Origin of the sequence: Mycolicibacterium iranicum (genome assembly GCF_002101705.1) — a bacterium.
Classification (GTDB): domain Bacteria; phylum Actinomycetota; class Actinomycetes; order Mycobacteriales; family Mycobacteriaceae; genus Mycobacterium; species Mycobacterium iranicum.
On the sequence record NZ_LQPC01000042.1, the window covers coordinates 24,408 to 40,614 of the forward strand.

Annotated in this window: 23 protein-coding genes and 1 pseudogene; 18 read left to right on the forward strand and 6 right to left on the reverse strand. The window is 63.7% G+C overall.

Annotation, left to right across the window (positions count from 1 at the left end; translation table 11 throughout):
- The first annotated feature begins 128 nt into the window (after nucleotides 1-128).
- The 13 genes from AWC12_RS20105 (at nucleotide 129) to AWC12_RS20170 (ending at nucleotide 8,267) form a co-directional block, all read left to right on the forward strand.
- Nucleotides 129-320, forward strand: coding sequence for a helix-turn-helix domain-containing protein (locus tag AWC12_RS20105; protein ID WP_085176565.1), 192 nt, complete (start codon nucleotides 129-131; stop codon nucleotides 318-320).
- Entirely contained in the window at nucleotides 320-652 is a 333-nt protein-coding gene (locus AWC12_RS20110) for a hypothetical protein (RefSeq protein ID WP_234814106.1), read from the forward strand. Before AWC12_RS20105 ends, AWC12_RS20110 begins: the two co-directional genes overlap by 1 nt.
- Nucleotides 649-1,746 (forward strand): AAA family ATPase, encoded by a 1,098-nt coding sequence (locus AWC12_RS20115; RefSeq protein WP_207576459.1) that lies wholly within the window; start codon nucleotides 649-651, stop codon nucleotides 1,744-1,746. The genes AWC12_RS20110 and AWC12_RS20115 overlap by 4 nt, the downstream gene beginning before the upstream one ends.
- Nucleotides 1,743-2,060, forward strand: a complete 318-nt coding sequence (locus AWC12_RS20120; protein WP_085176566.1) for a hypothetical protein — start codon at nucleotides 1,743-1,745, stop codon at nucleotides 2,058-2,060. The genes AWC12_RS20115 and AWC12_RS20120 overlap by 4 nt, the downstream gene beginning before the upstream one ends.
- A gap of 208 nt (nucleotides 2,061-2,268) precedes the next feature.
- Nucleotides 2,269-2,469 (forward strand): hypothetical protein, encoded by a 201-nt coding sequence (locus AWC12_RS20130; RefSeq protein ID WP_085176570.1) that lies wholly within the window; start codon nucleotides 2,269-2,271, stop codon nucleotides 2,467-2,469.
- Nucleotides 2,466-2,732, forward strand: a complete 267-nt coding sequence (locus AWC12_RS20135) for a hypothetical protein (protein ID WP_085176572.1) — start codon at nucleotides 2,466-2,468, stop codon at nucleotides 2,730-2,732. Before AWC12_RS20130 ends, AWC12_RS20135 begins: the two co-directional genes overlap by 4 nt.
- Nucleotides 2,729-3,133 (forward strand): hypothetical protein, encoded by a 405-nt coding sequence (locus AWC12_RS20140; protein WP_085176574.1) that lies wholly within the window; start codon nucleotides 2,729-2,731, stop codon nucleotides 3,131-3,133. Before AWC12_RS20135 ends, AWC12_RS20140 begins: the two co-directional genes overlap by 4 nt.
- Nucleotides 3,130-4,608, forward strand: a complete 1,479-nt coding sequence (locus tag AWC12_RS20145) for a terminase large subunit domain-containing protein (RefSeq protein WP_085176576.1) — start codon at nucleotides 3,130-3,132, stop codon at nucleotides 4,606-4,608. The genes AWC12_RS20140 and AWC12_RS20145 overlap by 4 nt, the downstream gene beginning before the upstream one ends.
- The gene (locus AWC12_RS20150; RefSeq protein ID WP_085176578.1) at nucleotides 4,605-5,921 is read left to right on the forward strand and encodes a phage portal protein; all 1,317 of its coding nucleotides are present in this window, start codon (nucleotides 4,605-4,607) and stop codon (nucleotides 5,919-5,921) included. The genes AWC12_RS20145 and AWC12_RS20150 overlap by 4 nt, the downstream gene beginning before the upstream one ends.
- Nucleotides 5,918-6,544 carry a VG15 protein gene (locus tag AWC12_RS20155; RefSeq protein WP_085176580.1) on the forward strand — a complete coding sequence of 209 codons (627 nt, stop codon included), beginning with the start codon at nucleotides 5,918-5,920 and terminating at the stop codon, nucleotides 6,542-6,544. Before AWC12_RS20150 ends, AWC12_RS20155 begins: the two co-directional genes overlap by 4 nt.
- Complete coding sequence (locus tag AWC12_RS20160; protein WP_085176581.1) at nucleotides 6,528-6,971, forward strand: hypothetical protein; 444 nt, start codon at nucleotides 6,528-6,530, stop codon at nucleotides 6,969-6,971. The genes AWC12_RS20155 and AWC12_RS20160 overlap by 17 nt, the downstream gene beginning before the upstream one ends.
- 132 nt (nucleotides 6,972-7,103) lie before the next feature.
- A complete protein-coding gene (locus AWC12_RS20165) occupies nucleotides 7,104-7,949 on the forward strand; it encodes a phage major capsid protein (RefSeq protein WP_085176583.1) in 846 nt (281 codons plus the stop codon).
- Nucleotides 7,950-8,267, forward strand: a complete 318-nt coding sequence (locus AWC12_RS20170; protein ID WP_085176585.1) for a hypothetical protein — start codon at nucleotides 7,950-7,952, stop codon at nucleotides 8,265-8,267.
- Here AWC12_RS20170 and AWC12_RS20175 read toward each other — a convergent pair.
- The 3 genes from AWC12_RS20175 to AWC12_RS20185 all read right to left on the reverse strand — a co-directional run bounded on the left by AWC12_RS20175 (nucleotide 8,246) and on the right by AWC12_RS20185 (nucleotide 9,295).
- The gene (locus AWC12_RS20175; protein ID WP_133057367.1) at nucleotides 8,246-8,536 is read right to left on the reverse strand and encodes a hypothetical protein; all 291 of its coding nucleotides are present in this window, start codon (nucleotides 8,534-8,536) and stop codon (nucleotides 8,246-8,248) included. The genes AWC12_RS20170 and AWC12_RS20175 overlap by 22 nt on opposite strands.
- Before the next feature lie 118 nt (nucleotides 8,537-8,654).
- The gene (locus AWC12_RS20180; protein WP_085176589.1) at nucleotides 8,655-8,981 is read right to left on the reverse strand and encodes a hypothetical protein; all 327 of its coding nucleotides are present in this window, start codon (nucleotides 8,979-8,981) and stop codon (nucleotides 8,655-8,657) included.
- The gene (locus tag AWC12_RS20185) at nucleotides 8,978-9,295 is read right to left on the reverse strand and encodes a hypothetical protein (RefSeq protein ID WP_085176591.1); all 318 of its coding nucleotides are present in this window, start codon (nucleotides 9,293-9,295) and stop codon (nucleotides 8,978-8,980) included. The genes AWC12_RS20180 and AWC12_RS20185 overlap by 4 nt, the downstream gene beginning before the upstream one ends.
- Nucleotides 9,296-9,648: 353 nt before the next feature.
- Between AWC12_RS20185 and AWC12_RS20190 the strand changes: the two genes are divergently transcribed.
- Nucleotides 9,649-10,047 carry a nitroreductase family deazaflavin-dependent oxidoreductase gene (locus AWC12_RS20190; RefSeq protein WP_085176593.1) on the forward strand — a complete coding sequence of 133 codons (399 nt, stop codon included), beginning with the start codon at nucleotides 9,649-9,651 and terminating at the stop codon, nucleotides 10,045-10,047.
- On the opposite strand, the gene AWC12_RS20195 is transcribed toward AWC12_RS20190, so the two are convergent.
- Together AWC12_RS20195 and AWC12_RS20200 are read right to left on the reverse strand one after the other, a co-directional pair.
- A complete protein-coding gene (locus AWC12_RS20195) occupies nucleotides 10,018-10,968 on the reverse strand; it encodes a helix-turn-helix domain-containing protein (RefSeq protein ID WP_085176595.1) in 951 nt (316 codons plus the stop codon). The two genes, AWC12_RS20190 and AWC12_RS20195, sit on opposite strands and share 30 nt — an antisense overlap.
- Nucleotides 10,969-11,050: 82 nt before the next feature.
- Nucleotides 11,051-11,854 carry an SDR family oxidoreductase gene (locus tag AWC12_RS20200; protein WP_085176597.1) on the reverse strand — a complete coding sequence of 268 codons (804 nt, stop codon included), beginning with the start codon at nucleotides 11,852-11,854 and terminating at the stop codon, nucleotides 11,051-11,053.
- Between the two features lie 265 nt (nucleotides 11,855-12,119).
- Between AWC12_RS20200 and AWC12_RS31155 the strand changes: the two genes are divergently transcribed.
- The 4 genes from AWC12_RS31155 (at nucleotide 12,120) to AWC12_RS20215 (ending at nucleotide 15,621) form a co-directional block, all read left to right on the forward strand.
- Nucleotides 12,120-12,257 carry a hypothetical protein gene (locus AWC12_RS31155; protein ID WP_165762837.1) on the forward strand — a complete coding sequence of 46 codons (138 nt, stop codon included), beginning with the start codon at nucleotides 12,120-12,122 and terminating at the stop codon, nucleotides 12,255-12,257.
- Nucleotides 12,258-12,444: 187 nt separating this feature from the next.
- A complete protein-coding gene (locus tag AWC12_RS20205) occupies nucleotides 12,445-13,908 on the forward strand; it encodes an NCS1 family nucleobase:cation symporter-1 (protein WP_085176599.1) in 1,464 nt (487 codons plus the stop codon).
- A complete protein-coding gene (locus AWC12_RS20210; RefSeq protein ID WP_085176601.1) occupies nucleotides 13,905-14,648 on the forward strand; it encodes an aspartate/glutamate racemase family protein in 744 nt (247 codons plus the stop codon). The genes AWC12_RS20205 and AWC12_RS20210 overlap by 4 nt, the downstream gene beginning before the upstream one ends.
- The gene (locus AWC12_RS20215) at nucleotides 14,641-15,621 is read left to right on the forward strand and encodes an isopenicillin N synthase family dioxygenase (RefSeq protein WP_165762838.1); all 981 of its coding nucleotides are present in this window, start codon (nucleotides 14,641-14,643) and stop codon (nucleotides 15,619-15,621) included. Before AWC12_RS20210 ends, AWC12_RS20215 begins: the two co-directional genes overlap by 8 nt.
- A 100-nt stretch (nucleotides 15,622-15,721) precedes the next feature.
- Here AWC12_RS20215 and AWC12_RS20220 read toward each other — a convergent pair.
- Nucleotides 15,722-16,207 (reverse strand): annotated as a pseudogene (locus AWC12_RS20220) (hypothetical protein); the annotation flags it as partial.

Consider the following 16,207-nt stretch of genomic DNA (forward strand, 5'->3'; position numbering starts at 1 on the left):
CGCGTCACTATTCAAGTACCAGTGAACGACGGCGACCACCAACGAACACCGGCGGACTTTGAAAACTCCACAGCGAAGCAAAGCAAAACCTCTGCACAACAACGGAATCCCGCAGGAGAGGGGGTGACATGCAAACACGTGAACTTATGCGACACCTCGTCCCCATCGAGGACGCGCAGACTGAACTGGGCGGCATCGGCCGCACCACCTTGTACCGGCTCATCGAAGAGGGACACCTCGTCCGAGCCCGAATCGGCCGCAGGGCCTTCATTACTGGCGACAGCATCGCCGCCTATATCCAGACCATCACAGGAGACTGATGTCCGAAAAAGAAAACCGCCCCGGGGGCAACGGGGCGGAATCCACAACAGGCTGCAACCACTATATCCAACAACTCCGACAACGCCGGAGCACCTCGGCCCGCCTGCCCGCCCTGGACTGCGGACACCGCGACCCGTGGACCTGCCGACACGACACGGTCACCGTCACCGACCAATACATCGACGGCTTCCGGGACGCCGCACTTCATCTACTCGCCAGCGGGATGACACCCGCGCCGAACCTGGACGCCATGCGCGCGCTGTGGCGACGGGGAGGTGCAGAACGCGACCTGGTGCGGGCCATCGCCGAGCGATGGGAGATTGCCGCGTGACGGCATTGTCGCAGGGATTCGGCCGCCGCGCATACCCGAACCCGGACACCGAGGAACCGGGAACGTTCCCACATAGGGGTGCGGAACGTTCCCAACCCTCTGACCTGCACGTTGTCGACGGCGTTCCCGAACCGTTCCCGGTACGAAATCCCGAGTGCGGGTACGTCGACATCGCAGCTCTGCTCGACGACGGCATCCCGGAACCACCGACACCTCTGATTTGCCCGCGCAGCGACGGCATCGGCCTGTTCTACGCCGGTCAGTACAACGTGGTGTTCGGCGACCCGGAGTCGGGCAAGACATTGCTCTGCGACTACGCCACCGTCACGGTCCTCAAAGCCAACGACCGAGTGCTGCGGCTGGACCTCGACCACAACGGCCCAGACTCAACAGTCAACCGCCTCATCGGATTCGGAGCCGACGAGAACGTACTACGAGATTCTGACCGCTTCCTCTACGTCGAACCCGTCGACCGCGCACAAGCATTCGCCGTAGTTGACGACATGGCCGACTGGGAACCAACGCTGGTCGTCATCGACAGCATCGGCGAACTACTGCCGCTGTTCGGCGCCGGTAGCAACTCCGCCGACGAGTTCACCGACGTACACACCCGCATTATCAAGCCACTGACCAGAACCGGGGCATGCGTCGTCGGCATCGACCACCTCGCTAAGGGTGCTGACTCCCGAGCTTTCGGGCCGACCGGCACGGCAGCCAAGAAACGAGCCATCGGCGGCACCAGCATCCGCGTCAAGGTCGACAGCGCATTCACACCCGACAAGGGCGGGTCGGCGTACCTGACGATTCACAAGGACCGCCACGGCGGCCTGCGTCGACACTCACCCTCCGGAGACAAGGAACCGATGTGCGGCAAGTTCGTCATCCTCGGCGAACACGTGGTCGTGCAGGCCCCGATGGCCGACGACCGCAATCCCGAAGAAGCGCCAGACCCGGCCGACATCGAGGCACTGGCAGCACTCAACCCACCACCCGCGTCGGTCAAAGACGCACGAGAACGCCTCGGGTGGCGAAACGACAGAACAGGCAAGGCATTCCGCGCATGGAAATCAACACAGAAGGAGCACCACCAATGACCGAACTAGAACCCGTCGACGGCAGCGTCTACGCCTACCAATGCAGTCCGCACGAGAACTTGGTGTACGTCACCATCGCCGGACCCGACGAGGACAAGCCCATGATTGTCGCGTTCGACAGCCACGACCTCGACCACCTCAAATCCGCACGCAAGGAACTGCGCTCAGGAATCAAGGCAGACCCCGACCCCGGCACAGTCTTAGCCATCCTCAACGCATCCCGCGCCGACACCTTCATCCACGACCGCGTGGAGTACCGCTACAACCCGCTGGCCGGTGAATGGGTCGCATGGGGACGCGTCGACATCACATGACTAGACGCCCAAAATCCCGCCACTGCCTCAAGTGCCGTGCGACTACCCGGTCTGTCACCGGGTACTGCGCGGCGTGCCGACCCGCAGACGCCATCCCGGCAATCCACCGAGACCGCGACACCATCAGTTTCGCCGGCCTCTCCTTCACCCCGGCCCAAGCAATCGCGCTGGCCAACAACATCATCGACACCCTTGAAAGGAACCACCCATGAAGATTGAGATTCTGCGTGTCCTCGGGACCCGCGCACAGCACCCCGCCATCCTCGCCATCGTCGACGGGTTCACCGTCCGCTGGTCACCGCGCGATGACTGGTCCTGCACCTGCGACGAACTCCAGTTCCCCGAGTGCCCGCACATCCCGGCAATCGAGAACGTCATCGCACCCCGCATCCTCGGCGGCACCAAGTGACTGAGGCATTCATCGACCTGACCAAGCACGTGAGGCTCAACCTCGAAGACGACGGTCTCCGCGTCGGCCTCGTCCCCCACGACGGTGGTATCGCCATCCTGCTCACCCTCACCACCGACCTGGGCAAGTTCGTCGTCGGCCTCAACCCTGGACACCTGCAAGTCCTCTGGGCCGTGCTGCGCAACATCGCCACCTACAGCCCCGAGGAATACCAGAAGGCGTACACCGAACTCCTCGCCCTCGCACAGCAGGAGGAGCCGTGACCCTCAAGCCGTGCATCGCCTGCGGCGAACCCACCGACCAGTCCCGCTGCCCCGACCACCGACTGCACGAGCCCCGGACCAAGAAGGAACGGGGCTACGGCTGGCACTGGGACCAGCTCTCACGACGAGCACGACGACTGCAACGGTTCTGCACCGACTGCGGAGCCGCCGACGACCTGCAACTCGACCACCTCCCGAGCGCGTGGGAACGAAAGGCCAAGGGCCTTCGCATCCGCCTTGGCACTGACGCTGAGGTCGTCTGTCGCGGCTGCAACGTCAAGCGTGGCTGCGCACGCCCCGGCAGCCCCCGAGCCACCCAGGCCGGGAGGGGTCAACCCGACGCCGCAAGCCCGGATGGCAAGGCGCAGGGGGCAATGAACTTGACTGGTGTCAAGTCTTGAGGTCGGGTAACAAGGGCAAATTGCTGAATGGGCAAACGCCTTTGCCATTTTCTCCGCGGTCGTCGGTGGAGTCGGAGCGGTTCGTGAAGTTCTGTGAACGGTTCGTGCGGGTGCCGAAGGGCACTGGCGCTAAGGGTGTGTTCCGGCCGCGTGATTGGCAGATGGACATTGCCTCCGATGTGCTTGATAGCGGTGCCCGCACGGTCGGCTTGATGCTGCCGAGAGGTTCCGGGAAAACAACGCTGAACGCCGCGATTGCCCTCTATGTGTTCTTCTGCTGGGGGGAGGGCGCCAACGTCGATGTGTTCGCCGTGGATGAGCGTCAGGCAGGGCTGGCGTTCTCGGCGGCTAAGCGCATCGTGGAGTTGTCGGAAGATTTGTCGTCGCGCTGCTACGTGTACGCCGACAAGTTGGTGTTGCCGCTGACGGACAGCACTTTCCAGGTGATGCCCGCCTCACCGGCCGCTGCCGAGGGCCGCGACAGTGTGTTGACCATCTGCGATGAGGCCGGGGTGATTAACCGTGACCTGTTCGAGGTGGTTCAACTGGCTGCCGGTAAGCGGGAACGCTCAGTGTTGGTGGCCATCGGTACTCCGGGGCCGAATCTTGAGGACCAGGTGTTGCTCTCGCTGCGAGAGTACGCGCGTGACCACCCGGAGGACTTGTCGCTGCGTTGGCGTGAGTATTCGGCAGCGGGTTTCGAGGACCACCCCGTCGACTGCGAACACTGCTGGGAGATGGCCAATCCGGCGTTGGACGACTTTCTGCACCGAGACGCCCTGCATGCGTTGTTGCCGCCGAAAACGCGGGAAGCGACGTTCCGCCGCGCGCGGCTGTGTCAGCTCCCTCCGGAGGCGGACGGCGCGTTCCTGCCCGCTGGCGTCTGGGATGGGCTGTCGACCGGGGAGGGTATCCCCGAGGGTGCCGAGGTTGTCGTCGCGCTCGACGGTTCGTTTGGTGGCGCGAACGCGGACACCACCGCGCTACTGGTCGGAACGGTGTCAGCTACACCGCATTTTGACGTACTGCGGGTGTGGGACGGCAACGGTGACCCGGATTGGCGGGTACCCGTCGCTGAGGTGGAGAACGAGATACGGATGGCGGGACGCCGATGGCGCACCGTCGAGGTAGTCGCTGACCCGTTCCGCTACAACAGGACGTTGCAGGCACTTGAAGCGGAGAAGTTGCCGGTAGTTGAGTTTCCGCATTCACCGTCACGACTCACAGCAGCCACGAGTGACCTGTACTCGGCCGCTATTGACGGGCGAATGTCGCACAGCGGCAACGCGACTCTCGCCGCGCATGTCGCGGCTGCGGTGATTGTTGAGGATGCACGAGGTATCCGTCTATCGAAGGCGTCACGCTCGCGTGCTGCACGAAAAATTGACTTGGCCAGCTGTCTGGTCATGGCCCATTCCCGCGCCACCTGGCGTGCGACCCACAAGAAACGAAAGAGAGCAGTAGGTTTCAGATGAACGATTTACTTACCACGTTGTTGCAGAAGGTGGACGAGCCCGCCGCGAAATATGCGGACCTCGAACGCTATTACACGGCGACGCAGCCGTTGACGTTCCTTTCGCCGGAGGCGAAAACCGCTCTGGGGGACAGGTTCGGCCGGATGGCGGCGAACCTTCCCCGCCTGGCCGTCACCAGTCTGGCCGAGCGGCTCCGTGTCACAGGCTTTGATGGTGTCGACGTGTTTGACGACTGGCAGCGCAACGACATGGATGAGCTGTCCGCTGTCGCTATCCGCGAAGCCCTCCTCCTAGGTTCCGCATACATCTTGGTATGGGCCGACCGTTACGGCCGCCCACAGGTGAGTGTGGAGTCGGCGAAGCAAATGTCATGTCTGCGTGACCCTGGCACGAGACGCATCACGCATGCGCTGAAGCGTTGGGAGACAGCCACAACGACGGAGGCGGTGCTTTACGGGCCGGACGAGATTGTGCGTTACCGGGCCAACGCCACCGGGGCCACGACGAACGGCTTTCGTGCTGTGGAGTCCATCGCCAACCCGTTGGGGGTGCCTCCGGTGGTCAGGTTGCTGAACTCTGACCGCATCCTCCACGAGGGGGTTTCTGAGATAGAGGATTTGAAACCGGTTGCGGACCTGCTGAACAAGCTGTTGGCGGATTTGGCTGTTGCGTCAGAGTATTCGGCGCGTAGCCGCCGCTGGGCCACCGGCCTGGAGTTGGACGAACGGCCCATCCTCGACGACGACGGCAACGACACCGGCGAGACCGAGACGGTGAATCCCATCGACGAAGGCATGCGGATGATGGTCTCTGAATCCGAAAACACCAAGTTCGGTCAACTGGATGGGGCGGACCTCGCCGGCTTCACCAACGCCGTCGACATTGTGTTGGGTATGGTGTCTGCCACGTCGGCGATGCCGATGCATTACCTCGGAGTGATGAACAATCAGCCGGCCAGCGCCGACGCGCTACGCGCCAGCGAAGCATCACTGACCGCGAGAGCTGAAGCGCGCCAAAAGCAGTTCGGGCGGGCATTCGAGGACGTGGCCCGCCTCATCGTGGCTGTACGGGACGGGGTGGACCCGCTCAACGTCGATGTCCGGGTGAAGTGGGCTGACGCGTCCACCCGCTCCGTCGCCCAGGAAGCGGACGCGGTGACCAAGATGTTCGCCGCTGGTCTGCTGCCCGCCTCCTACGCCCTGCAACGACTCGGCTACAGCGACAGCGAGATTGAGGCTATCCGTATCGCCCGACGCACCGAAGCCCTCGACACGGTGGGCGTCAACCTGCAAGCCCTGCCGAGGTCGGCGTGACCGCCGTCGAGGACTTCCAGTCCGAAACCGAAACCCTCGCCGCTACGGTGCAACGACACGTCCTGGCGCTGTACGCCGCCTATCTTGCCGGGGAGCTGCCCGAGCAGGATGTGGTGCCGCTCATCGTCGCTGCCATCAACCAAGCCACCTCGGCGGCTGTGGCTTTGGGAGATGTGTGGATGGTCGCGCAGATTGAGGAACGGACCGGCGCAGCCGCATTAGCGACGGGTGTTCCGCCGACCGACGACGCCGACAGGCTCACGAAAGCTGTCAGCACTGTCCTCGCTGAGCGTGACAGCGCGTCACTCTCAAATGACCCTGCCGTCGCCCGCCTGGACCGGCTGGCGCGGTCGGAGACATTCGAGGCCGCCCAGAACGGGACGTGGCAGGCGATGCAGCAACAACCCCTCGTCGAGGGCTGGGCACGGCAATTCGACGGTGCCGCATGCGAGTTGTGTACGTGGTGGGCCCGTCTCGGCCCAGACGGCCCGAGGGTTTGGCCGAAAGCCCACCCTTTCCAACGCCATAAGGGCTGCAACTGCCAACCCCGAATCGTGCTGACCGACAACATCAAATCCACCGGATACACCAGAAGATTGGAGAGAAATGCCCGAGCAAGCTGAAGACACGGACACCCCCGACGACCTTCCCCTGCAATCGCAGGAAACGGGAGACGAACCCGATTTGGAATCGGGAAACCCCGAAGGGTCAGATTTGGAATCGGACCCCGACATGTTCCCACTTGCCTACGTCGAACAACTGCGGCAGGAGAACGGCCGCTACCGGCAACGGGCACAACAGGCCGACACGTACGCCGAACGACTGCACACCGAATCAGTTCGGGCGACAGGCAGATTGGCCGACCCCACCGACCTGCCGTACGTCGAGGACCACCTTGTCGACGCCGACAAGCTGGCTGGCGCCATCACCGAACTACTCAACCGCAAACCGCACTTGGCGGCACGCCGCGCATCCGGCGACATCGGGCAGGGACACAACCCCTCGTCGGGAACCGTGGACCTCGCCGCGATATTGCGGGGTACCGGCTAATACCCTCAGGGGGTATTCTGTAGGGGTCGGTCCTGGTGGCCGGCCCCTACAGCGTCCTGGCGGCGATGGGTTCCCAGACCCCCAAAAGGGTCGCATTTGAAACGCGACCCTTTGCCAAGCAAGGACATTCCAATGACTGAAACCACTGCCGCCAATCCCGAGCTGCTCGCCGACCAGGTATCCAGCCTGCTCGTTCAGCCTCTCGAAGCCGCCTCCGTCGTCCTCTCCAGCGGCCCCCGAATCTTCGACACCTCCGGCGTTCTCCGCATCCCCAAGCTGGTCTCCGGCTCCACCCCCACGTTTATTGGAGAGGGGCAGCTAATACCTGACACCGCAGACGTGGACTTTAGTGAGCTCGTCTTGATGCCGACTGAGCGCAAAAGCATCAAAACCATCCTGAAGTACACCGATGAGTTGGTGCGACAGTCCGTCATCGGCATTGACGCGGTGTTGAAAGCCCGTCTCGTCAAGGATGTTTCAGACGCCCTCGACGATGCCTTGCTGAAGGGCACCGGGGCATCGGACACCATCACCGGCATCATCAACCAGCCCGACGTCCAGACCCATGTGTGGGACCCCACGGACCCGGATTCCATGCTGGACGCCATCGGCCTGGCCGTTGCCGCCGAGGTGACCCCGAATCGGTGGTTCCTTAACGGTGCCGATTTTGTAAGCCTGAGGAAAATCAAAGAGACCACCGGCAGCAAGAAGTACGTGCTGGAGTCCGACCTGACCAAGGACGCCACCTACCGACTGTTCGGAATCCCGGTCACGGTCACGAACAAGCTAGCGCCGGGTGACGCCATCTTGGCTGACATGTCGCAGGTGGCCATCGCCCGCGACATCGCACCCTCGGTGAAGGTGCTCACCGAGCGGTACGCGGAGTACGGGCAGGTTGGCTTGCGCGTGGTCACACGATACGACCTCGGCTTGCTGCACCCCGAAGGTGTCATCTACCTGACTGAGGACGGCAGCTAAGTGGCGGTAGAGCCCGACCAGGTGGCGGCGTTCCTCGGGAAACCGGAGGACGCCGCCATCCTGGCGACCGCCGAACAGGCCATCCCCGTCGTCACCGTGATGGTCCGGGCCTACGTGCGCGGCAACGGTGATTGGGAGCCCAACGAAGAGGTGGAGGCGGTCATCGTCACCGCAGCGGCCCGCATGGTGTCCAACCCATCCGGCCTCTCTCACGACGAAACAGCCGGCCCCTTCACCCGGTCGGTGCGCGGCGCATTCCAGGGCTGGACGCTGGCAGAATTGTGCGTCTTGAACCGCTACCGGAAACGGGCACTGTGACCACGGTTGGCTGGCACACGGTCGACCTCGGAGCCGTAGACGCCGAGTGAAACCCCGTCGTCGCCTACACGCCCCCGCTCGAAGACCCAGGCACACCCACCACGGTCTTCGGGTGGGGGTCCGCCCAAGCCGACGAACCCGAGATAGGGCGAGTCATTCACGACCTCGACCTGTTCGTGCCCGCCGACGTGCTCGGAGCACCACAGGACGTTGTCGACCTTCCCGAAGGGCAGTTCGAGGTCGTCGGCTGGCCACTGGATTGGACACACGGCCCGCACCGCTACGAACCAGGCAAGGTCGTCCAACTTAAACGAGTGACAGGCTGACTGAACAGCAATGCGCCCCGGCCACCCGTGATGGAGGCCGGGGCGCACTGGTTATTGCGGGCTAGTTGGACTGTCGATAGGCGGTGTGGCGGCGGATTGCGCTGCCGAGCATGTGGTGGATTCGTTCGGCTTCCTCGACTGTCAGCCAAGCCTCGACCCCACCACCCTCCCCGTTCTGGTCGTTGTACAGGCCGATCATCAATTCGTCCGGGACTCGTTCCCGGTCATCAATATCAACCCAAACGCTCAGGTAGCGCGTGCGCTGCGGGATTGCGGTCGGCAGGCACCCAGAGAGCCGGGTTTCCCCCTTCCACACGTGGTTACCGATGCTCTCGCACTGTCCTGATGTGCAGCCGTCGAGGCCGCAGCGGAACTTGTTGTCGCTCATCGCTGTACCCACCCGTCGACAAGTGCAGCCGATTCCAGCAGAAGCGCTGCCAAGACGCGCGCCTGGTCGGAGTTCAGGCTTGCCGGTGCCCCGTCGATGTATACCGATGGCGCTTCACCATTGCTGCCGTCGTCGATGTGGCCGTCACGGTCCTGCACGCAGGCAGTGCTGACGAACACGTCGGAGTCGATGACGTGGCGGTTGTAGCCGAGGATGACCCGGCGACCTTCACCGCCAGAACCCCAATCGTCGATTGTGTCTGCGCCTGGCGGGGGAGCGGGGTCGGCTGGCCGGGGGCGGTAGGTAGTAGTCACGGAAAGTCTCCTTCAGAGTTTGTGTCGGTCTGTTTGAGTTTCGTTGTCACGAGGCAGTCACATGTCGTGCGGGATAGATGACTGAACACCCGCGAACAACGGAGAACATTGACGGTTGAAACAGATTGAGACACAACGGAAAAGGGAGCGCCGTCTATACGTCCGCGAACACCCGCGAACGTACCTGTAGGGACTTAAAATCCGCCAAGTGTCGGTTCGAGTCCGACTGGGGGCACGGGCGTTTTCGCAGGTAGACGCAGTATTCGCGCCGAACACGCTGCTGGCGTCTGGCGTTGAAAGTTTCATCAGCATCGCGTCACCGAGGAACTTCGACCAATACCTAGACTCCGAGAATGCGCATGCCCCGCAGAATCGCAGAGTTCAACAAGCGAGTCACCAATCCGGCGGCTCGCACGATCACGCCGTGGCTTCCGAACCTCGGGACGCTCGAGCACATCGGGCGGAAGTCGGGTAAGCGATATCGAACGCCCCTTTTGGTCTTCAAGACCCATGATGGATACGCCGTCCTCATTGGCTACGGCCCACACACGGACTGGTTGAAGAACGTGCTGGCCGGCGGACCCACAGTGCTGCGTAAGCGTGGACGCGCTGTCGCGCTCGTCAACCCGCGGGTGGTGAGTAAGGCCGAGGCCGCCGACCTCGTCATTCCGCGTTCTCGGCCATTCTTCCGAGCGTTTCCCTACAACGAGGCAGCCGTGTTGCTAACGAGAGCCGGCGGATCCTCGGGCTGACTCAAATCCGCCAAGTGTCGGCTCGAGTCCGACTGGGGGCACCGAAAGCTCGGTCGGGAGAGAGTCTTGGCTGGCCGCCCATGACGCCAGCACGGCGAGGCTGTCCGCAGCCGGTGACCCGGCGGGTGCGGTGTAGACGTTCAAGTGCATCTCGGGCTCGCCGGCGAGTTGCATGGACTCGTAGTCCAGGTCGAGTCGGCCGACGACGGGATGGTGCAGGCGTTTGCGTCCGGTCCGCAGCACTCTCACGTCATGCGACGCCCACCGCTGCCGGAAGGGCTCGCTGCACGTGGATAGTTCGCCGATCAGCGCGATCAGTTCTTCGTCGTGCGGGGTGCGGCCGGCCTCCATGCGCAGCTTCGCAGCGATATCGCGCACGATCCTGTCGTAGTCGACGAAAAAGGCCCGCGCTGCCTCGGGTTCGAGATACACGAACCGCGCGACGTTAACCGGGCGTCTTGTCCCGGCCAATATCGGTGAGTACAGCGCACGGGCTAGGTGGTTCATGGCGAGCACGTCGAAGCGGCAGTTGCGGATCCACGCCGGTGCGTCGCCAATCGCGTCGAGGACCTGTCGGAGCTCCGGGCGCACCGTCATCTCGGTCTTGGCGCGGCGCGCTGTCCTGGGCTTCCCGCAATGGCACGCAAGGTGGCGCAGGTGCAGGCGTTCGGCCTCGTCGAGCTGCAACGCGGAGGCAACTGCGTCGAGTACCTCAGGCGAGGCTCCCGCTAGACTTCCGCGTTCGATCCGCACGTAATAGTCGACCGAGATCCCCGCCAGCAGCGCGACCTCCTCCCGCCGAAGACCTTTGACCCGGCGGTTTCCGCCATAGGCGGGCAGCCCCGCGCGCTGGGGTGTGATGCGGGCGCGCCGCGACCTGAGGAATTCCCGAATCTCGGCGCGCACCTCCGTCGTGGTCATCTCTTCACCGTAGAGCCGTCCCCCTTGAGACGGGAGGTACTGCGGGTGCCCCGATGATCGCCATGACCGGTGCGCCGGACGTTCAGACGCCCGACGCGGTCGTGGCGATCCCACCGTCGACCGGGACGATGGCCCCGTTCACGTACGCCCCGGCCCTGCTGGCGAGGAACACGGCAACACCGGCCATGTCGTCGTTGCGGCCGAGTCGACGCAGGGGCGTGGCCGCCCGAATCACGTCGCCCATCGCATCCAGCGTGCCCGCCATCATCTGCGACGGAAAGACCCCCGGGGCAACGGCATTCACTGTCACGTGCTGCGGCCCGAGCTCTCGCGCCAGCACCCTGGTGAGCTGGTGCAGTGCCGCTTTGCTGCTGGCGTACGAGTAGTTGGGTGATTGCGCGACGTGAATGGCGGCGATGCTGCCGATATTGATGATTCGCGCCGGATCGTCGGCGGTGCCTGCGCGCGCAAGCGCAGGGAGTAGCGCCTGCACCAACCAGAACGGTGCTTTGAGGTTGAGGTCGAGAACGGTGTCCCAGGCCTCGTCGGGGAAGGTCGCCAGCGGCTCACGCCACATCGCTCCCGCGTTGTTGACCAGGATGTCAAGGTGGTCGTAGTCGGTGGTGATGATCTCGGCGAGACGCCGACATTCGTCGTGGCGAGAGAGATCGGCCGGGATGGCCCGCACCTCGCCGAACTCGGACAGCAGCTCTTGAGTCTGCGCGCACGCCGCCGCCCTGCGGGAGCTGATGATCACGCGAGCGCCGGCGTGAAGAAGACCGCGGGCAATCATGGTGCCGATTCCACTGGTGCCACCGGTGACGAGCGCCGTCTTGCCCGAAAGGCCGAAAAGATCGGTGTGAGAGGTGACTTGAGCACCAAACATCAACAGCTCCCATCAGTGAAGTCACGGTCATTAGCGAACCGATCACCCAGACGCTAAGCCACGGCTGCTGTCACGAAACAGATTCCGGTGGTACAGGCACTCGCAGAGCCTCCCACGTTGCGGCACCGCCCCAGGACCCCCGACGAGCGCTCACTCTTCACGCTGCTGTTTCCGTGCGTAACACGCTGGTAGCACGCGGCAGATAACTTGCCTCTCGACAGACCTCCGCGTCGGAGGTCGAATGCCCGGCAGGAGCGCAGAAAGCATGGTCGTACGCGGCAGCTCGTTCGCGATGGTGATGTCCGGCATCACCTTCACGGTCGAAGAGTGCCTGCGTGCCATTTCCTCGCAACGAGTGCCAATGGCGCTGCTGTCGATCACCAGAGAGCGCGAGCACCACTAGCCACGCCACCCGTGTGCCCGGAGTCGGGCACCGTCCTCTTCAGGCCGCGCCAACTGAGTCGATCCAGCACCACACCAGCGGATCACTCATCACCTTTGTCGCACCGAACAGCGTTGGGGCTAATCCCACGCCGGTCCCGCGACCCTCGATCTCGCAGCATCGTCTGCACAGCTGGAAGCGAAACACCATGTCCATCAGCTCATTACCCGAAACCCCGACCGTCGCCGTCCCCACAGCCACATCGACACGCCTCTACAACGACGACCTCGCACCGGTCACCAACCGCAACTGGGGCGTCTACAACTTCTTCGCCATGTGGATGCAGGACATCCACAGCATCACCGTCTACACGTTCGCCGCATCGCTGTTCTTCATGGGGCTCAACGGAGGTCAGGTCTTCATCGCACTCACCGTCAGCGTGCTGATCATCTGGGGGCTGATGAATCTCAGCGGGATCGCCGGACAGCGCACCGGCGTTCCCTTCCCGGTGTTGGCCCGCTCCAGCTTCGGGATCTGGGGAGCCAACATCCCCGCACTGATCCGCGCCGGCATCGCCGTCATCTACTACGGAATCCTGACCTACCTGGGTTCCACCGGCCTGCAGATCGCCGCACTGCGAGTGGCTCACGATGCCGTCGAACCACTCACGCACCCAACGTTTCTCGGTCTGCACGCGCTCGGGTGGATCTGCTTCGCTGCCATGTGGGTGATCCAGCTGCTGGTCGTCCGCCACGGAATGGACGCGGTCCGCAGGTTCCAGGACTGGGCCGGACCGGCCGTCTGGGTGGTGATGTTCGCGCTCGCCATCTGGATGATCGTCAAGGCGGGCGGCAACGTGTCGTTCGACCTGAGCCCCGACCAGGCCCACGGCTGGGATCTCACCTACGAGATGTTCGCCGCCATCGCATTGAACGTCTCGTTCTTCGCCACGTTCCTGGTCAACTTCGCCGACTTCGGACGTCTCGCGCCGAACGAGAAGACGATCAGCCGCGGCAATTTCTTCGGACTGCCCGTCAACTTCGTGATGTTCGCGATCGTCGCCGTCACCGTGACCTCGGCGAGCATCGTGGTGTTCGGTGAGGCGATCACCGACCCCGTGAAACTCATCGAGAAGACCGACAGCACAGCTGTCATCCTGTTCGGCGCCCTGGTCTTCACGATCGCCACCATCGGCATCAACATCGTGGCGGACTTCATCTCGTGTGCGTACGACTTCTCCAATGTGGCACCCAAACACGTCAACTTCTTTCGCGGCGGTTTGATTGCCGCCGTGCTGTCGGTGCTGCCGCTCCCGTGGCACCTGTACAACAATCCGGAGTCGATCGCCTACTTCGTCGGCGGGCTCGGAGCCTTCCTGGGGCCACTGTTCGGAGTGCTCATGTCCGACTACTGGATCATCCGCAGAGGACGCGTCGACGTCGCGGAACTCTTCCGAGCGGACCCGGGCGGCAAGTACTACTACACGCGCGGCTTCAACCCGAAGGCGCTGATCGCGCTGGTTCCGGCGACCGTTGTCGCTGCCGTCCTCGCGTTGGTTCCGGCGTTCGGGGTTTGGGCACCGTTCTCGTGGGCGATCGGCGCCATCCTGGCGACCGCGTTCTATCTCCCGATGGCGTGGAGCACGCGTCGGAACGCCGAGGTGACGGCATGACGCATATTGTCGTGATGAACTGCAACACAAGCGAATCAATGACAGCCGAGATCGGCCGTCACGCGCGGATGTGCGCCCGGCCCGGCACCGTCATCGACGCGTGGCAGCCGCGCTGGGGCCCGGAATCAGCCGAAGGGTATTACGACAGCTTCATCACCGCGGCCGCCGTTCTCGACCGTCTCCACGAACTCCCATCGAGCGTCGACGCAGTGGTCATGGCCGGATTCGGGGAGCACGGCCGCGAAGGAGCTCGGGAACTGCTGTCGATCCCTGTCGTCGACATCACCGAAGCCGCAGCACAATTCGCCATGCTGTTGGCGCCACGCTACGGAGTGGTCACGACACTGGGCCGTGCCTGTGCGCAGATCCATGACAGTCTGACCACGGCCGGGCTGATGTCACGCTGTGCGGCGATCGAAGCAGCGGAGTTGGGCGTCCTGGATCTCGAGGCCGACCCCGAGGCTGCCGTCGACGCGATGCACACCGCGGGCCGGCGGGCGATCGACGCCGGCGCCGAAGCTTTGGCACTCGGATGCGCAGGCATGGCCGGGATGAGCGATCGACTCAGCGTAAAGCTGGGGGTTCCCGTCGTCGACGGCGTCACTGCGGCCGTGTCCATCGCGGAGAGTCTCGTGGCTCTCTCGTTGACCACCAGCAAGATTCGAACCTATGCCGCCCCGCGTCCCAAGCATCGGGTCGGGTGGCCGATCTCGAAGGAATCCGGAGACACCGATGTCTGACACCGTCCCACTGATCGACCTCGCCCAGGCCCGCGGCAGCGCGCAGGACCGCCGACGACTGGCCCGCCAGATCGACGACGCCAACTGCCACATCGGTTTTCTCGCCGTGGTCAACCATGGCGTCTCCGAGCAGTTGCTCGACGACATGTACGCCGTTACGGCCGAGTTCTTCGACAGCCACGAGAGTGTGAAAGTCGCGGTCCAAGCCGAACCCGACACGAGCCGGGGCTACATGCCACCGAAATCTCGTGCGCTTGCGCGAACGCGGGGCAAGTCGACGCCGGCAGACCTAGTCGAGTTCTTCTCGATCGGCCTGCCCGACGTTCCCAGCGATGACGCGTGGTTCGTCGAAGCCCGTCGGCGTGGACACTTTCACGACAACATCTGGCCGACCACCCCCGGCTTCCGGGATATCTGGGAGCGGTACTACGCCGAGATGGCGGCGCTCGCGTTCGACATGATGCGGCTGTTCGCACTCGCGCTCGGCCTGGACGAGCACTGGTTCGACGACAAGGTCGATAAACCGATCAGCAATCTGTTCGCCAATCACTATCCACCGCTGGATGAAACGCCCGAAGCCGGCCAACTGCGCATCGGGGAGCACACCGACTACGGCAGCCTCACGTTGCTCTATCAGCGCGACGCCGTGGGCGGACTCGAAGTGCGACTCGACGAGGCGTGGGTTCCCGTCGCACCCATCGCCGACAGCTTCGTCGTCAACATCGGGGACCTGATGGCCCGGTGGACCAACGACAGGTGGACCTCAACCCTGCATCGCGTGCAGAACCCCACCCTCACCGGACCGGCCAGCCGGCGGCTGTCGCTGCCATTCTTCTGCCAACCCAACTACGACGCGGTCATCGAGACGGTCCCGACGTGTGTCAGCGCGCTGGCCCCGTCGAAGTATCCGATCATCACGGCCGGGCAGAATGTCACGGACAAGACCGGCGCGAGCTTCGCTGTCCGGACCTGATGGTCCGACGAGGCCGCACCGGCCGGTGGTCGATCGAACACCCAGGGCAGCCGAACCGATCTGCGGCGCAACAGGACTATCCACCCGAGGTAGCGGGGACCTAGGATCGCGATGACGGCGGGAGTGCGAAGCTGTCGGCACTCGTGTCGAGCCGTTTCGGATCTCGGTTGTCGATATCGGTTACCACCAAATACATTTCGGGCGAACTGTCCAGATAGGCGACGAGGTCGCCGGCGCCCCAGGTTGGTGCCTGGCTGGCGTAACACACTTGCCCTCCCCGAGGGGAGCTCTGACAGATGAAGTTGCTTCCGAGGTCGGTGACTGTCGTGCGCGGTAGCGAGGAGCCCTTGTCGAGAACTTGGATCATTTCCGCGGACGGGGCGCCTCGCCTGTCCTCGTGCGCGGTGAACGCCACCGCTCCGGAGTCCAGCGTCGTGATGTTGCTGTAGCTCCAGCCCTGCCTGGTGAACATCGGGGTGGGTGCCGGCTGAACCGCACCGGTCTCGGCGGGGCTCTGTTGCAAAGATTGGCGGCAGTCAGAGGTAGGCTGTCGCTCTGCGCCGATCAGGCGGCTGCTGCGAAATGG

Coding starts and splice junctions, on each gene's coding strand:
- AWC12_RS20200 (WP_085176597.1), bottom strand. CDS start 11,854: ATGTTTGGTGCTCAAGTCACCTCTCACACCGATCTTTTCGGCCTTTCG.
- AWC12_RS20210 (WP_085176601.1), top strand. CDS start 13,905: ATGACGCATATTGTCGTGATGAACTGCAACACAAGCGAATCAATGACA.
- AWC12_RS20150 (WP_085176578.1), top strand. CDS start 4,605: ATGAACGATTTACTTACCACGTTGTTGCAGAAGGTGGACGAGCCCGCC.
- AWC12_RS20165 (WP_085176583.1), top strand. CDS start 7,104: ATGACTGAAACCACTGCCGCCAATCCCGAGCTGCTCGCCGACCAGGTA.
- AWC12_RS31155 (WP_165762837.1), top strand. CDS start 12,120: ATGGTCGTACGCGGCAGCTCGTTCGCGATGGTGATGTCCGGCATCACC.
- AWC12_RS20190 (WP_085176593.1), top strand. CDS start 9,649: ATGCGCATGCCCCGCAGAATCGCAGAGTTCAACAAGCGAGTCACCAAT.
- AWC12_RS20120 (WP_085176566.1), top strand. CDS start 1,743: ATGACCGAACTAGAACCCGTCGACGGCAGCGTCTACGCCTACCAATGC.
- AWC12_RS20195 (WP_085176595.1), bottom strand. CDS start 10,968: ATGACCACGACGGAGGTGCGCGCCGAGATTCGGGAATTCCTCAGGTCG.
- AWC12_RS20205 (WP_085176599.1), top strand. CDS start 12,445: ATGTCCATCAGCTCATTACCCGAAACCCCGACCGTCGCCGTCCCCACA.
- AWC12_RS20180 (WP_085176589.1), bottom strand. CDS start 8,981: ATGAGCGACAACAAGTTCCGCTGCGGCCTCGACGGCTGCACATCAGGA.
- AWC12_RS20215 (WP_165762838.1), top strand. CDS start 14,641: ATGTCTGACACCGTCCCACTGATCGACCTCGCCCAGGCCCGCGGCAGC.
- AWC12_RS20105 (WP_085176565.1), top strand. CDS start 129: ATGCAAACACGTGAACTTATGCGACACCTCGTCCCCATCGAGGACGCG.
- AWC12_RS20110 (WP_234814106.1), top strand. CDS start 320: ATGTCCGAAAAAGAAAACCGCCCCGGGGGCAACGGGGCGGAATCCACA.
- AWC12_RS20160 (WP_085176581.1), top strand. CDS start 6,528: ATGCCCGAGCAAGCTGAAGACACGGACACCCCCGACGACCTTCCCCTG.
- AWC12_RS20130 (WP_085176570.1), top strand. CDS start 2,269: ATGAAGATTGAGATTCTGCGTGTCCTCGGGACCCGCGCACAGCACCCC.